The organism is Pseudosulfitobacter pseudonitzschiae, from assembly GCF_900129395.1.
In the GTDB taxonomy this organism is placed as follows: domain Bacteria; phylum Pseudomonadota; class Alphaproteobacteria; order Rhodobacterales; family Rhodobacteraceae; genus Pseudosulfitobacter; species Pseudosulfitobacter pseudonitzschiae.
Genome location: NZ_FQVP01000002.1, coordinates 416,471 through 429,711 on the forward strand (window position 1 = coordinate 416,471; position 13,241 = coordinate 429,711).

At 63.0% G+C, this 13,241-nt stretch carries 12 protein-coding genes; 11 read left to right on the forward strand and 1 reads right to left on the reverse strand.

The window, feature by feature from the left end; translation table 11 throughout:
* The first annotated feature begins 35 nt into the window (after positions 1–35).
* The 3 genes from BUC08_RS06340 (at position 36) to BUC08_RS06350 (ending at position 4,151) form a co-directional block, all read left to right on the forward strand.
* Entirely contained in the window at positions 36–923 is an 888-nt protein-coding gene (locus BUC08_RS06340; protein WP_037924983.1) for a UTP--glucose-1-phosphate uridylyltransferase, read from the forward strand.
* Between the two features lie 103 nt (positions 924–1,026).
* Positions 1,027–1,533: a putative pterin-binding protein gene (locus BUC08_RS06345; RefSeq protein WP_037924987.1), complete on the forward strand. Its 507-nt coding sequence runs from the start codon at positions 1,027–1,029 to the stop codon at positions 1,531–1,533.
* 143 nt (positions 1,534–1,676) lie between these two features.
* The gene (locus tag BUC08_RS06350; protein ID WP_224769723.1) at positions 1,677–4,151 is read left to right on the forward strand and encodes a hybrid sensor histidine kinase/response regulator; all 2,475 of its coding nucleotides are present in this window, start codon (positions 1,677–1,679) and stop codon (positions 4,149–4,151) included.
* A 10-nt stretch (positions 4,152–4,161) separates the two neighbouring features.
* On the opposite strand, the gene BUC08_RS06355 is transcribed toward BUC08_RS06350, so the two are convergent.
* Entirely contained in the window at positions 4,162–5,358 is a 1,197-nt protein-coding gene (locus BUC08_RS06355; protein ID WP_037924993.1) for a polysaccharide biosynthesis/export family protein, read from the reverse strand.
* Positions 5,359–5,573: 215 nt separating this feature from the next.
* Between BUC08_RS06355 and BUC08_RS06360 the strand changes: the two genes are divergently transcribed.
* The 8 genes from BUC08_RS06360 (at position 5,574) to BUC08_RS06395 (ending at position 13,229) form a co-directional block, all read left to right on the forward strand.
* Positions 5,574–6,812 carry an oligosaccharide flippase family protein gene (locus tag BUC08_RS06360; protein ID WP_051694203.1) on the forward strand — a complete coding sequence of 413 codons (1,239 nt, stop codon included), beginning with the start codon at positions 5,574–5,576 and terminating at the stop codon, positions 6,810–6,812.
* A gap of 3 nt (positions 6,813–6,815) precedes the next feature.
* Positions 6,816–7,736, forward strand: coding sequence for a glycosyltransferase family 2 protein (locus tag BUC08_RS06365; RefSeq protein ID WP_037924995.1), 921 nt, complete (start codon positions 6,816–6,818; stop codon positions 7,734–7,736).
* 19 nt (positions 7,737–7,755) lie between these two features.
* Complete coding sequence (locus BUC08_RS06370; protein WP_037924996.1) at positions 7,756–8,754, forward strand: glycosyltransferase family 2 protein; 999 nt, start codon at positions 7,756–7,758, stop codon at positions 8,752–8,754.
* Positions 8,751–9,740 (forward strand): glycosyltransferase, encoded by a 990-nt coding sequence (locus BUC08_RS06375; RefSeq protein WP_037924999.1) that lies wholly within the window; start codon positions 8,751–8,753, stop codon positions 9,738–9,740. The genes BUC08_RS06370 and BUC08_RS06375 overlap by 4 nt, the downstream gene beginning before the upstream one ends.
* 439 nt (positions 9,741–10,179) lie before the next feature.
* Positions 10,180–10,365: a Flp family type IVb pilin gene (locus tag BUC08_RS06380; RefSeq protein WP_037925589.1), complete on the forward strand. Its 186-nt coding sequence runs from the start codon at positions 10,180–10,182 to the stop codon at positions 10,363–10,365.
* 27 nt (positions 10,366–10,392) lie between these two features.
* Positions 10,393–11,310: a Flp pilus assembly protein CpaB gene (gene cpaB, locus BUC08_RS06385; protein WP_073194163.1), complete on the forward strand. Its 918-nt coding sequence runs from the start codon at positions 10,393–10,395 to the stop codon at positions 11,308–11,310.
* Between the two features lie 21 nt (positions 11,311–11,331).
* Positions 11,332–12,687: a type II and III secretion system protein family protein gene (locus BUC08_RS06390; RefSeq protein WP_037925003.1), complete on the forward strand. Its 1,356-nt coding sequence runs from the start codon at positions 11,332–11,334 to the stop codon at positions 12,685–12,687.
* Between the two features lie 2 nt (positions 12,688–12,689).
* Positions 12,690–13,229, forward strand: a complete 540-nt coding sequence (locus tag BUC08_RS06395; protein ID WP_037925590.1) for a hypothetical protein — start codon at positions 12,690–12,692, stop codon at positions 13,227–13,229.
* Positions 13,230–13,241 lie beyond the last annotated feature (12 nt).

Genomic DNA, 13,241 nt, shown 5'->3' on the forward strand with positions numbered 1-13,241 from the left:
CCCCCCCCTGAAATACGTACAAAAGGACCTGAAATATGTCACACATTCGCAAAGCCGTCTTTCCCGTCGCAGGCATGGGCACCCGTTTCCTGCCCGCCACCAAATCCATCCCCAAGGAGATGCTGCCGCTGGTGGATCGCCCGCTGATCCAATACGCCGTGGACGAAGCCCGCGCCGCAGGCATCGAAGAGTTCATATTCGTGACCGCCGCAGGCAAGGGCGCATTGGAGGACTATTTCGACACCGCCGCGGCCCTTGAACAGCGCCTGACCGCCAATGGCAAAACCGCAGCCCTTGCCGCATTGGACCGCACCCGCATGGCCGAAGGGGCACTGTCCTTCGTCCGTCAGAACAACCCGCTGGGTCTGGGCCACGCCGTCCGTCTGGCCGCGCGCTTGATCGGCAACGAACCCTTTGCCGTGCTGCTGCCCGACGACGTGATCCGCAGCCCTCAAGGCGCGCTGAGCCAGATGGTTGCCGCCCATGCCGAGCATCGCGGGCACATGGTCGCCACGATGGACGTGCCCCGTGCTGCGACCTCGTCCTATGGCATACTGGACGTGGCCAACACCCGCGGACGGCTTGCGCAGGCACGCGGCCTGGTGGAAAAACCACGCCCCGAAAATGCCCCCTCGACCAGCGCCATCGTGGGCCGCTATATCCTTGAGCCGTCGATCTTCGACCGTCTGGCCGACATCGGTCCGGGGGCGGGCGGGGAACTGCAGCTGACCGATGCGATCAGCGCGGACCTGAACCGCACCGGCGTCACCGGGTTCCGCTTTGACGGTACGCGATTCGACTGCGGCTCCGTGCAGGGCTTTGTGCAGGCGACCGTCGCCTTTGCGCTGGACCGGCCCGAATTGCAACGCGAACTGGGCGCGTTTCTGAGCGACTGTACCGCCCCGATGTCCTGCGCTGCCTGAACCGACACCTACCCCTTCGGATAGGTGCCTATCCCTCTGACCTGATGCAGACGGCGCAGTTTTCCGTCATAAAGGTCTCAACACCACTCACGGGACGTTAACCATGCTTCGCCATATCACTCTCGCAACAGCCGCCCTCGCACTCAGTGCGCTGCCGCTTCTTGCGCAAGACCTTGCAGCGCCCGAGGGCGATGTGATCCTGACCGTTTCGGGCCAGATCGCCACCACCAACGTGGACGATACCGCGCAGTTCGACCTTGAGATGCTGGAAGACCTCGACGCCACCACGTTCGAGACCTCCACCATCTGGAGCGAAGGCACCCAAACATTCCAGGGTGTGTCGCTCAAGGTGCTGGCCGACCGTCTGGGCATAGACGGCGCCACATTGCGCGCTACGGCAATCAACGACTATGCCGTGGACATTCCGCTGACCGACGCGGTCGAGGGCGGTCCGATCATCGCCTACAAGATGGACGACGCCACCATGTCCGTCCGCGACAAGGGGCCGCTGTGGATCGTCTACCCCTATGACAGCGATGCGGCCTACCGCTCGGAAGTGATCTATTCGCGCAGCATCTGGCAACTCGACCGGATCGAGGCATTGGACTAGACTTGCCTTAACCGGCGCGTTGCACTCTGACGTCCTTCAACAACGGGAACATCGCTCTGCACCTCTCGAACAACAAGGGATACCGCGCACGGCTGATCGCCTTCCTCCTCCTGGGGGCGATTGGCCTTGCCGGTATCGTCTTGTTGTCCAGCAACGTCACCCGCGACCTGAAGCTGTTGAACTCGGCCAGCTCGGACAACGTGCAATGGACCCTCTCGCAGGCCGAGGTGGAATTCCTTGAATTCCAGATGCACCTGACCGAATCCACCGCCGAACCTGTGCCGGACCTCAAGTCATTGCGGCGCGAGTTCGATATCTTCTACAGCCGGATCAGCACGCTGGGACAGGCCTCGATCTATGCCAGCCTGCGCGACCTGCCCGAATTTTCCCGCAACCTGCGCATCGTTCAGACCTTTCTGAACAGGTCGATCAGCGCCATCGACGCCAGCGACCCGGACCTGATCCTTGCGCTGCCCGACCTGCTGGAGCGGACGAACGCGGTGCGGCCCAACGTGCGCAAGCTTGCGAATTCGGGCCTGAACTTCTTTGCCCTGGACTCCGACCATCGCCGCAACAGCATCTCGGTCACCCTGACGCAACTGGCCGCTGGCGTGACCTTTCTCATGCTGGTCCTGGTCTTTCTTGCCGCCTATCTCGGGCGTCTGAACGCCCAGAACGTCAAACGTCGCGCCGAGGCGATAGAGGCGGGCGCGCGTATGAACATCGTCACCGATACGGCTCTTGATGCGGTCATCGTCAGCGACGCGCAGGGCCGTATCCTGGTGTTCAACGCCGCGGCCGAGCAGATGTTCGGCCACAAGGCCGAAGATGCCATCGGCAGCGATCTGGGCCAACTGATCGTGCCCGACCATCACCTCGCCGCCCACGAGGCCGGGATGCGGCGCGTGCGCACAGGCGGCGCCCGCAACGTGGTCGGCAAGGGCCGGGTAAAGCTGGAAGCCAAACGCGCCAACGGTGATATTTTCCCGGTCGAATTCGCAATCCAGGCCGCCAGCACGGACGAGGGTGAAATTTTCATCGCCTTCCTGCGCGACATTTCCCAACGCGTGCAGTCCGAACGCGAACTGGTCGTCGCCCGCGACCGCGCATTGGCCGGCGAAAAGGCCAAGACCGATTTCCTGGCCACGATGAGCCACGAAATCCGCACCCCCCTGAACGGTCTTCTGGGCAACCTGACCCTGCTGCGCGACACCCGGCTGAGCGCGAAACAGGCACGCTATATCAAGAATATGGACACCTCGGGCAAGCTGCTGATGAGCCATATCTCGGACGTTCTGGACATCACCAAATACGACGCGGGCAAGCTGCGCCTGCGGCCCGTGGTGATGAACTTCAGCGACCTGCTGCAAGATATCATCGACAACCAGAGCGGGGCGGCATTGGCCAATGACACCACGCTTGAGTGGGGGTGGACGGGCGCCCGGACCGACTGGATACGCGCCGACCGCGACCGCATTCAGCATGTCCTGATGAACGTGATCGGCAACGCGGTCAAATTCACCCGCAATGGCCGTGTTTCGGTGGACACCGAGGTTGCGAACGACCCGTCCGTCGGGCCGATCCTGCAGATCACCGTCAATGATACGGGCATCGGCATGGATGCCAACCTGCAGGCGCAGATCTTTGACGATTTCATGACCGGTGACAGCTCTTATGACCGCGATGTGGGGGGCACGGGGCTGGGGCTGGGCATCGCGCAACGCTTCGTCAAGGCGCTGGGCGGCACGATTACCGTGGAAAGCGAAAAGGGCAGGGGCAGCACATTTGCCATCCACCTGCCGATCGAACCCGTGGCACCACCCACGGATGTTCAGGACCAGCGGGCGACACAGGCCAATGTCCGGCCCAGCGATATCCTTCTGGTGGAAGACAATGAAATCAACCGCGTCGTCGCCCGCGAGATGCTGCTGTCCGCAGGGCACAAGGTGACCGAGGCGCACAACGGCCAGATCGCCGTGGACATGGCGCAGGCACACAGGTTCGACCTGATCCTGATGGACATCAGCATGCCGGTGCTGGACGGACGCGGCGCCACCCGCGCCATTCGCGCAGGCACAGGCGCCAGCGCCAGCACCCCGATTGTCGCCCTGACCGCCAATGCCATGGCCGACGAACAAGAGGCCTTTCTGTCGGATGGCATGAACGACATCCTGACCAAACCGCTGAGCCGCGAGGGGTTGATGCGCGTAATCGCCAATCAGGTGGTCTCTGGCAAGGAAACGCCCGGCGCGGCGGGCGAGGGGGCGGGCGCTGTCGCCTTTGCCTATCTGGACGACCTGCGCGACACGCTGGGGGTCGACGCGCTGGCCAATCTGCTGGCGCGCTATGCGGCCGAGGTTGCGGAGGTTATCGCCTACCTGCAAGACCACGCAAACCATTCAACCGAAGAGATCGCCCAACGCGCCCACCGCATCGCGGGCAGCTCTGCGGCGCTGGGGGCCGTGGACCTGCGCGCCGCCTTGATCGCGGTCGAAACAGCGGCCAAATCGGGCGACACCGCGCAGATGGTTCAGGCCATCGACCGCCTGCCGGATGTCTGGGCCGCCACGCAGCCGCAGATGAGCGCGGAGCGGCGCGGCAGCACGCGCGAGGCCTAAAGCCCGCGCGTCACAGCGCGAGTTGTCCCAGAACCCGGCCAACCTCACCGATGTTGGTGATCGTGCTGTCATAGCAGGCGATGGAATCCCCCGGCAGCAGGTAGGGGTCATAGTCATCCCGGTCCGCCCGCCGCAGCAGGTTTTCAATGTCACGCTCGATCACCACCGACACCCCCGTCACCGGATTGCGCGAGAACAGCACCGACGACCGGTGCGCGCTGGTCGCCCGTGCGCCACCCACGCAGTTGGTGTTGATGACCGCCTGGAGATAGCGCGTGCCATAGGGGATTTCGCGCACGTCGCGCCCCACGGCAGACAGGGCATTGCCCGCGGCGGGCTGGGTCAGGTTCGACAGGAACAGCGAAACCCCCGGCGGGCTGATCGGGCTGGGGCGCATCAGGTCCTCCTGGAAACATCCGCGGCTGGGCACCGACACTTCGTCACCGGTCAACAGCATGATGTCGACGGCATTCTGTCCCTCGAACACGCCGCGCATGTCCAGCACGTACATCTGCCCGCCGCGCCGCACCTCGACCGCGGAAATATCCGCATCAGGCCGCACACCGCCCGCCGCCCGCAAGGCCGCCGACAGGTTGCGCGCCTCGGTCGAGGCCCCCAAGGCCCCCTGACGGCGGCTGTCCACCTGATCACCGGGCACGCCGCCGATCTCGACGGTGCGCGGTTCGAACACGGCGCCGGACACGCCCACGGTGACCGAGGCGAAATCAGCCACCCGCACCGAGATGCGCGGGCGGTCCACAAAGAAATCCCCCGCGATCAACTGGCTTGCAATGTCGCTTTCAATCTCGCTGGTCAGGCGCCCCTGCGCGCGGATCGGCGGCAGGAACGGCAGTTTGATCGTGCCGTCACGGGACACCACGTAATCGCCGTTGAACGTGTCATCGTCGCCGACGCGCACATCGACCAGATCGTTGCGCGTGACCCGCTCGCCACGCAGCGCACTGGCCGCCATCCCCGAACCCTTGCCCGCAATGCCGCCCTTGGGCGGGCGGCACTTCTGCGCGTTGATCGCCTCGGATCGCAGGAATTGCGCATTGCTGCGACTGACATCGGGCGCACGGTACTGCGCCTGATAGCCGTCGCCTGCGGCAATCGGCTCAAGGTTGTCCGGCGTATCCAGGCCCGCGCAATTGCCCAGAGCCATCGTGGCCATCAGAACCGATCCAAATCCGAAGCTCTTATTCATCGTCACGCTCAATCACTATCCTTGGGCACTATCCTTGAGTTGAATCATTGATATGCACTTCGCGTCAACGGGTCGAGGGTGCGTTGGCGTCAGGGCACCTATCCTTTCGGATAGGGTTGCCATTCTGTTGCGCCATTTTCCTCTCCTGTGGCGTCCAAGACAGCGGGCAATCGTCAACGATAAAAAGGGTTCAACAGATTTGATTGGACCCCGAAATGCCCACAGCGACCCCCAAGACCACCCGCATGGCACAGAACCTTTTTGCCTATGGCGCCTCCGAAGTGGCGGCCAAGGCATCGCGGTTGCTGGTTGTCGTGGCGGTGGCCCGGTCGCTGGACCTGGCCCAGATCGGCCTGGCGGCGGCGGCACTGGCGGCAGCGGACATCCTCAAGGCGCTGACCGAAAACGGCGTGGGTCAAAAGATCATCGCGGCCCCCGAGGCCGAGCTGCCGCAAACCTGCGCCACCGCACATCGCATCTTCTGGGTCTGGTGCGTGGGCCTCTTCGTGGCACAATCCGCCATCGGCCTTGCGCTCTACGCGGCCAACGGCAACGCGGTCCTGCTGGCGCTGATCCTGCTGCTGGCGGGCGAATACCTGTTCATGCCCGCGGGGCTGGTGCAAACCGCGCTGGCGATGCGCGCGGGCAAATTGCGCCAGACGGCGGCCATTTCGGGCGCGCAGATCGTGGGTGCCAACATCCTGTCGACGCTGTTGGCGCTGGCCTGGCCCTCTGCGCTGGCGCTGATCCTGCCGCGTCTGCTGACCGCACCGTTCTGGCTGATCGCCATGCGCCGCCTGCACCCCTGGACGCTGGACCTGTCGCAGGGCCGCGCGCCGCTGCGCCCCTTCCTCAGCTTTGGCTGGGCCGTGTTGGGGGTCGAACTGGTCAAGGCGCTGCGCCTGCAAGCCGACAAGCTGATCGTCGGCACATTGATGGGGGCCGAGGCACTGGGCCTGTATTTCATGGCCTTCAACGCGGGCCTCAGCCTGGCCAACTCCTTCTCGGTCGCCTTTTCCACGGTGCTGTTCCCGCATCTTTGCGCCAGCACAGACAAAAACATGGCCTTGCGGCAAAGCATCCTGCTGGCCATGGGGCTGATCACCCCTGCCGTGGTCGCCCAAGCCCTGCTGGCGCCCTATTACGTGCCGGTCCTGTTCGGCGCGGGCTGGTCGGGCATCGACGACATCGTGTCGATCCTCTGTCTGGTGGCGATCCCCACAACCCTGTGGTCCGCCACCGCAGGCTGGCTGCGCGCCACGGGCCGTGCCCACCGCGAATTCTGGGTGACCGCTGCCATGACCGCCGCCCTGATGCTGAACACAGCCGCCCTCGCGCCCTTCGGCCTGGTCGCCGTGGCCACGGGGTACGCCATCACCGCGACCGTCCTGATGGTCGGCGCCTCGCTTCCCGCCCTGTCACAGGCCTTTGGCCCACAACTTGCAAAGGCTTGATCCATGCCACTTTTCTCAATCATCATCCCTTGCTTTAACGCGGAAGAGACCATCGCCCAGACGCTGGCCAGCCTGACCATGCAGAGCTTTCCTGACTGGGAAGCCATCTGCATCGACGACGGCTCGACCGATGCCACCGTCGCGTTGATCGAAGCAGCGGCGCGTCAGGATGCGCGCTTTCGTCTGGCGCGCAACACCGGCAAAGGCCCCAGCGCCGCACGCAACGCCGGCGTGAACGACCATGCAAACGCGGGGCTGATCGCCTTTTGTGACGCCGATGACCTGTGGCAGCCGCACAAGTTGACCGAACTGGCCCTGATCTTTTGCGATCAAGGTATTGACGGAGTCTATGGTCAGGTCGGTTTCTTCCGGAACGTGCCGTCGGACGCACAGGCGATGTCCAACGTGCCCAACCGCGATCTGTCGATCAAGACATTGCTGGGCGAAAACCCCGTGTGCACCATGTCCAACCTGACCGTGCGCAAGTCCGCCTTTGTGCGCTGTGGCGGCTTTGACTCGCGTATCGTCCACAACGAAGACCTTGAATTCCTGATCCGTCTGGTCGGCTGCGGTGCACGCGTGGTTCCGACGCCGCTGTTGCAGACATGGTATCGCACCAGCATCGGCGGGCTGTCCACCGATCTGGACGCGATGCAAAAGGGGCGCAGACAGGCCATCACCACCGCCGCCAGGTTCGGGGTGCGCCCCAGCGCCGCCAACCACGCCGTGCACCACCGCTATCTTGCACGCCGCGCCCTGCGCGTTGATCGCGGACGCGGCAAGGCACTGCGCCATGCGCTGATCGGTCTCGCCCATTCCCCCGCGGGCTTCATGTCGCCCGTCAGTCGCGGCGTGATGACGCTGGGTGCCGCCATCGTGGCAACCATCCTGCCACGCAAGCTGCGCCTTTACCTGTTCTCGTAACTTTAACGAAAGCCCTGCCATGACCTTTGCATCCATCATCATGCCTGCCTTCAACGTGCAGGCGACCATGCGCGAAACGCTGGCAGCGCTGCTGGCCCAAACTTACCCCGATTTTGAAATCATCATCGTCGATGACGGTTCGACCGATTGCACACCCGGAATTGCCGCCCAATTTGCCGCCGACCCGCGTGTCCGCGTGATCCGTCAGGCCAATCGCGGCCTTGCCGGTGCGCGCAACACCGGCATCGCCGCCGCGCGTGGTGACGTCATCGGCTTTTGCGACGCCGACGACCTGTGGGAACCGCAGAAACTGGCCCGCCACGTGGCGCACCTGAACGCCAATCCACACGTCGGCATCAGCTACTCCGGCTCGGCCCTGATGGACGACAACGGCACGCTGACCGGACAAGCACAGCGCCCGCGCCTGCACGATGTCACCGCCAGCCATATCTTCAAGCGCAACCCCATCGGCAACGGCTCGGCCCCGGTGATCCGCCGCGCGGTGCTGGACCAAATCGCCCATCGACCGCACCACGAGACCCTGCGCGACTGGTACTTTGACGAAACCTTTCGCCAGTCCGAAGACATCGAATGCTGGCTGCGTATCGCGCTGACCACCGATTGGGCGTTCGAGGGCGTGCCGGGCCTGTTGACCCGCTACCGCATCAACGCAGGCGGCCTGTCCGCGGCCACCGACCGCCAGCTTGCCGCGTGGGAGCGGATGGTCGAAAAGCTGACGCCGCTGAACCCCGCGTTCTTCACCGTCAACACCCCCGCCGCCCGCGCCTATCAACTGCGCTATCTGTGCCGCCGCGCGATCAGCGATCTGGACGCACCGCGCGCGCAGACCCTCAGCCGCGCTTGGGTCGCACAGTCCCGCCTGCCATTGGTCGAAGAGCCGGTGAAATCCATTGTCACCCTCGCGGCCAGCGCGGCACTCTCCGCCTTTGGCGGCAGCGCGCTGCGCAACGCCATGATGCTGGCGCGCAGGTTTCGCCCGACGGGCACGGTTCAATGACCCGGCTGCGGGTCCTGCACCTTGTGGATGACACCACGGCCGGCGGGGTGATGCGCGTTCTCGACCACATCCTGACCGCGCCCGCATTGGCGCAACAGGCAGACCACAGCCTGCGCTGCATCAAACGCGGCAGCCTGCTGACCGCGCGTCTGGATGCCGATGTGATCGTGTCGCATCTGGCCATCAGCTGGCGCGCGCTGGCGATGCTGGTGGCCTTGCGCCTGATGCATCCGCGCACCCCGCTGATCCATGTCGAGCACAGCTATACCGACCATTTCACCCGCCACAACGTGACCCGCAAACGCCGCTTTGCCACGCTGCTGCGCACCGCCTATGCGCTGTTCAACCACGTGGTTGCCGTCAGCCACGCCCAGGGCGCATGGCTGGTGGAAACCGGCGCGGTCAAACCCGCCGCCCTGTTGGTGATCCAGTCCTGCGTGGACCTGTCCGCCTTTCGCGCATTGGCGGCGCCTGTGGGCCCGGTGCGCGTGATCGGCGCGATTGGCCGGCTGGACGATCAAAAGGGGTTCGACATTCTGGTGCGTGCGTTCCGCCGGACAACCAACCCCGGCATCGCGCTGCATATCTACGGTGAGGGCGCGCAAGAGGGCCGTCTGCGCGCATTGGCGGAAGACGACCCGCGTATCCTGTTCAAGGGGTTCGCCCCCGACCCGGTCGCCGCCATGGCCGCCGTTGACGCCGTCGCCATGCCCTCGCGCTGGGAGGCCTACGGCCTGGTCGCAATCGAGGCACTTGCGGCGCAACGGTCCCTGCTGGTCAACGGCATTGACGGGCTGTCAGATCATGTGCCGAACGGGGCACGGCAGGTGGCTGGCCAAGATGTCCAAAGCTGGCAGGAGGCGCTGGAAACCCTGACGGATGTGAACGCGCCAGCCAGCCGGACCTTGGCGGAAAATTCCGCGTCACCCGAGCGTGCTTTCGAAACCGCATGGGTCGCGCTTCTGAACCGTGCCCGATTGGGCTGATCTTCGTTTCGGGTGGCGGTTGGGTGACGTTTGATCGCATGATTTCCGCCCCTCCGCATCCGATCAGCCGCCGCCGCGCACGGGCAGGGGGGGCTGGCAAGGTTGCCCAGGACGGAGTTTGAAGGTGACACAGTTTAATTCCTATTTTCGCTGCAGATCCTTAGGAATGCGCAAATCGCGCTCAGAAAGGATAATCCTTTAGATATAATGAAATATACTTAAGTATAATTATATTTTATACTTAAGTATATTAAGAAGATGTAAAGCCGCGTGAAAGAAATCAAAAGTCTGTATTTTTTTGATTGTGACAACATTAGTTGTTGCGATACCGTTTAAGTTGTGCATTTAGTTGGATGAGCGGGGAATTGCCGACATGCAATAAGCATCCGAATTGGAATTGTCCTGCTTTGAACGCATGAGAAATGTGAGGTTAATGATCATGACGGATTTTAACTTTATTAAAAAGTTCGCACGCGACGAAGACGGCGCGACCGCAATTGAATACGGTCTGTTCGCTGCTTTGATTGCGGCAATACTTGTGGCGACTGTTCAGGCCCTTGGGCTGCAGGTCCTTTCCGGGTTCGCAACGGTATTGACTGCATTGGGGGGCACTGCTCCGTCTTAACGGGTTTGAGTGCCCAAGGAGAGAGATATGCGCGTTTTTGTCGTTATTTTTACCTCTCTTGCAATCGCATCCGGTGTCGCATGGGTCGGCGTTCAGGCGAACAATGCGCCTGAACCAACGCCCCCCAGAGCGGTCGCTGCAACGGTTGTTCCCGTTGTGCCGAAAGAGGTCTATTTGTTCTCAAATCGAACAATAGAATTGGGGGCCTCTATTTCCGCAGATATTTTAATACCTGTAGAAATGGAAATAGGTCCGGCTGGAAAAGACCTTATTGCAGACACGCCAGAAAACCGCGCGGCGTTGGTGAAGGTTGCCACCAATAGGACCATTCCCGCAAGCACACCATTCGTCAAAGCGGATCTTCTACCTATAGAGGAAAAACCCGCTAAGGTTGCGCCAGAACAGATCGTCACAGCGATTGAACCCGCCAGCCCGTCAGGATCTCTTCGACCGGGCATGCGCGCGATCTCTTTGCCATTGACCGGTGAAACGGCTGTTGCGGGGCTGATTGGCGTTCAGGACAAGATTGACGTGATGGTGTCCTACAACAGCTCTGATGGCGTCCGCGCCGTCCGCACGGTTTTGCGCAATGTGCGCGTGATCGGCACGGACCAGCCGGCAGGTCAATCCACCGCCCTGCCGCGTGCGATCACGCTGGAGCTGCACCCCGAGGGCGCAAAAATGCTGACCCTGGCCAGACACACCGGCGATCTCATCCTGGTGCTCAGCGATCAGGGCAACGACGACATGCCGGTGATCGTCGACGATGCACCCATGCTGTCCACACAGATTTCCGGCCTCCCGGCGCAACGCGCCGCCCCGCCACCCGCGCCGCCCAGCGTCCGCATCATTCGCGGCAGTTCGGGCCGCAAGGATCAGATCATTTCATTGCAGGACCCCGTCCCGCAAAACCTTCCTCCCGCTGCTGCAGGTACAGATCCGTAGCTTCATTTCATCAGGACCCCCATGCTGTCACGAGTGCTGCCCACACCCGCCAAGTTTTTAACGATTTTCCTTTTGGGGTCCGCTGCCCTTGCCCTGCCCACCGCAACGCCCGCCCAGACACTGATCGAAGCCACCGGCCGCCCGGTCAGCTTGTTTGCCGGCGAGGGCAAGCTGCTCAAGCTTGACACTCCGTCGCAAACCGTGTTCCTGGCTGACCCCGAAATCGCGGACGTCGAGATCAAATCGTCCAACCTGCTGTACATCTACGGCAAGGCCATGGGCGAGACGACCTTGTTCGTCATCGACGACAATGACGAGGTGTCGGTCGCCAGTTCGGTCAAGGTTTCGACAAATGTCAAAGCGCTGAACAGTGCCGCCCACGCGTCGGTGCAAGGCGGGGCTTTTTCGGTTGTCGAGGTCGATGGGGCCTTGGTCCTGACCGGTCGTGTCGGAACCATCAGCGATGCGGAACAGGTTCAGAACGTGGTGCAACGGCTGGCAGGCGATGCTGTGCCGGTCGTCAACGGGCTGTCGCTGAACACGCCGCCTCAGGTCAACCTTCAGGTCAAGATTGCCGAGGTCTCGCGCACGGTGACCGAGGATCTTGGCACCGACTGGACATCGCTGTCGGGCAACGGGCTGACCGGGGGCACCTCGGTGGCGGGGGGCTATTCGCTGGCCTCGCAGTTCACCGTGGGCAGCACGCTTCAGGGGGTGACGCTTGAGGCGCTGATGAACGAGGGGCTGGTGACCATCCTGTCCGAACCGAACCTGACCGCGCGCTCCGGTGACAAGGCATCCTTTCTGGCCGGCGGGCGGTTTCCCTATCAAACCCAGTCGGGCGACGGCGAGGTGCGCGTGGTCTTTGAACCTTTCGGCGTCGAACTGGACTTTGAGCCGGAAGTGCAGCGCTCGGACAAGATCAAGCTGGTCGTGAACACCAAGATCCGCGAGCTGGACTTCTCCAAGGGCAGCACGACCGACCTGCAGAACCTGCCCCTGATCCTTGAACGCAGCGCCGCCACCACGATCGAGGTCAGCAGCGGCCAAAGCTTTGCGATTGCGGGCCTGTTCAAGGCCACGTCACAGCAGAACATCAAGCAGATCCCGGGTCTGGGCGAAATTCCCCTCTTGGGCGCGCTGTTCCGGTCCACCAGCTTTCAGAAGGGAGAGACCGAACTTGTCATCATCGTCACCCCCTATCTGGTCACCCCCGGCGCACCGGGCAAGTTCAAGACACCGCTGGACAAATTCGCACCTGCGGACCGGGTAAGCCGCACCATCGGGGGCGAGCTGACCTTTGGTTCACCTGACGATGGCCGGGGTTCGGTTTCGGTCAAGGGCATCAACGGCAAAGCGGGGCTTCTCCTTCAATGATCATGCAATTTTCCCGCCGCGGCGTCGCAATCGCCCTCTTGGCCGCAACCACCGTCCTGTCGGCGTGCAGCACGCCCCAGCCAAGTGTCGGTGTCGTTGACAGGTTGTCCGCCCCCTATGTCGAGGCGCAGCATCAGTACCGCTTTGCCGCCAAATCCGCGTCCCTGTCGGGATCGGAACGCGCCGCCATCAACAGCTTTCTGTCCCGGAACGCCTTGCGCGGCGGGGATGCGGTGATCGTGACCATTCCCACCAGCGGCTCGCCCAAGACCGACGCGGGGCGCGTCCAGACCATGCACGCCGTCTTTGCGCGCGTCCCGTCGCGTATCCGCATCGGCATGGACCAGAGTTTTTCGACACATCCGACCGTGCGGCAGCAAATTGGCCTGATCCGCGTGGTCCGCGCCAAAGGGGTCCGCGTCGAATGCCAGCCGGGTGTCGAGGATCTGGGCTGTGCGAACGCGATCAACCTTGCGGTGATGATCCACGAGCCGGGCGATGTCCTGGCTCCGGCGGAAACCGCCAGGCTCGCGCCGCAATGACGCCCGAGCAAG

Coding starts and splice junctions, on each gene's coding strand:
- BUC08_RS06340 (WP_037924983.1), top strand. CDS start 36: ATGTCACACATTCGCAAAGCCGTCTTTCCCGTCGCAGGCATGGGCACC.
- BUC08_RS06345 (WP_037924987.1), top strand. CDS start 1,027: ATGCTTCGCCATATCACTCTCGCAACAGCCGCCCTCGCACTCAGTGCG.
- BUC08_RS06355 (WP_037924993.1), bottom strand. CDS start 5,358: ATGAATAAGAGCTTCGGATTTGGATCGGTTCTGATGGCCACGATGGCT.
- BUC08_RS06360 (WP_051694203.1), top strand. CDS start 5,574: ATGCCCACAGCGACCCCCAAGACCACCCGCATGGCACAGAACCTTTTT.
- BUC08_RS06365 (WP_037924995.1), top strand. CDS start 6,816: ATGCCACTTTTCTCAATCATCATCCCTTGCTTTAACGCGGAAGAGACC.
- BUC08_RS06370 (WP_037924996.1), top strand. CDS start 7,756: ATGACCTTTGCATCCATCATCATGCCTGCCTTCAACGTGCAGGCGACC.
- BUC08_RS06375 (WP_037924999.1), top strand. CDS start 8,751: ATGACCCGGCTGCGGGTCCTGCACCTTGTGGATGACACCACGGCCGGC.
- BUC08_RS06380 (WP_037925589.1), top strand. CDS start 10,180: ATGACGGATTTTAACTTTATTAAAAAGTTCGCACGCGACGAAGACGGC.
- cpaB (WP_073194163.1), top strand. CDS start 10,393: ATGCGCGTTTTTGTCGTTATTTTTACCTCTCTTGCAATCGCATCCGGT.
- BUC08_RS06390 (WP_037925003.1), top strand. CDS start 11,332: ATGCTGTCACGAGTGCTGCCCACACCCGCCAAGTTTTTAACGATTTTC.
- BUC08_RS06395 (WP_037925590.1), top strand. CDS start 12,690: ATGCAATTTTCCCGCCGCGGCGTCGCAATCGCCCTCTTGGCCGCAACC.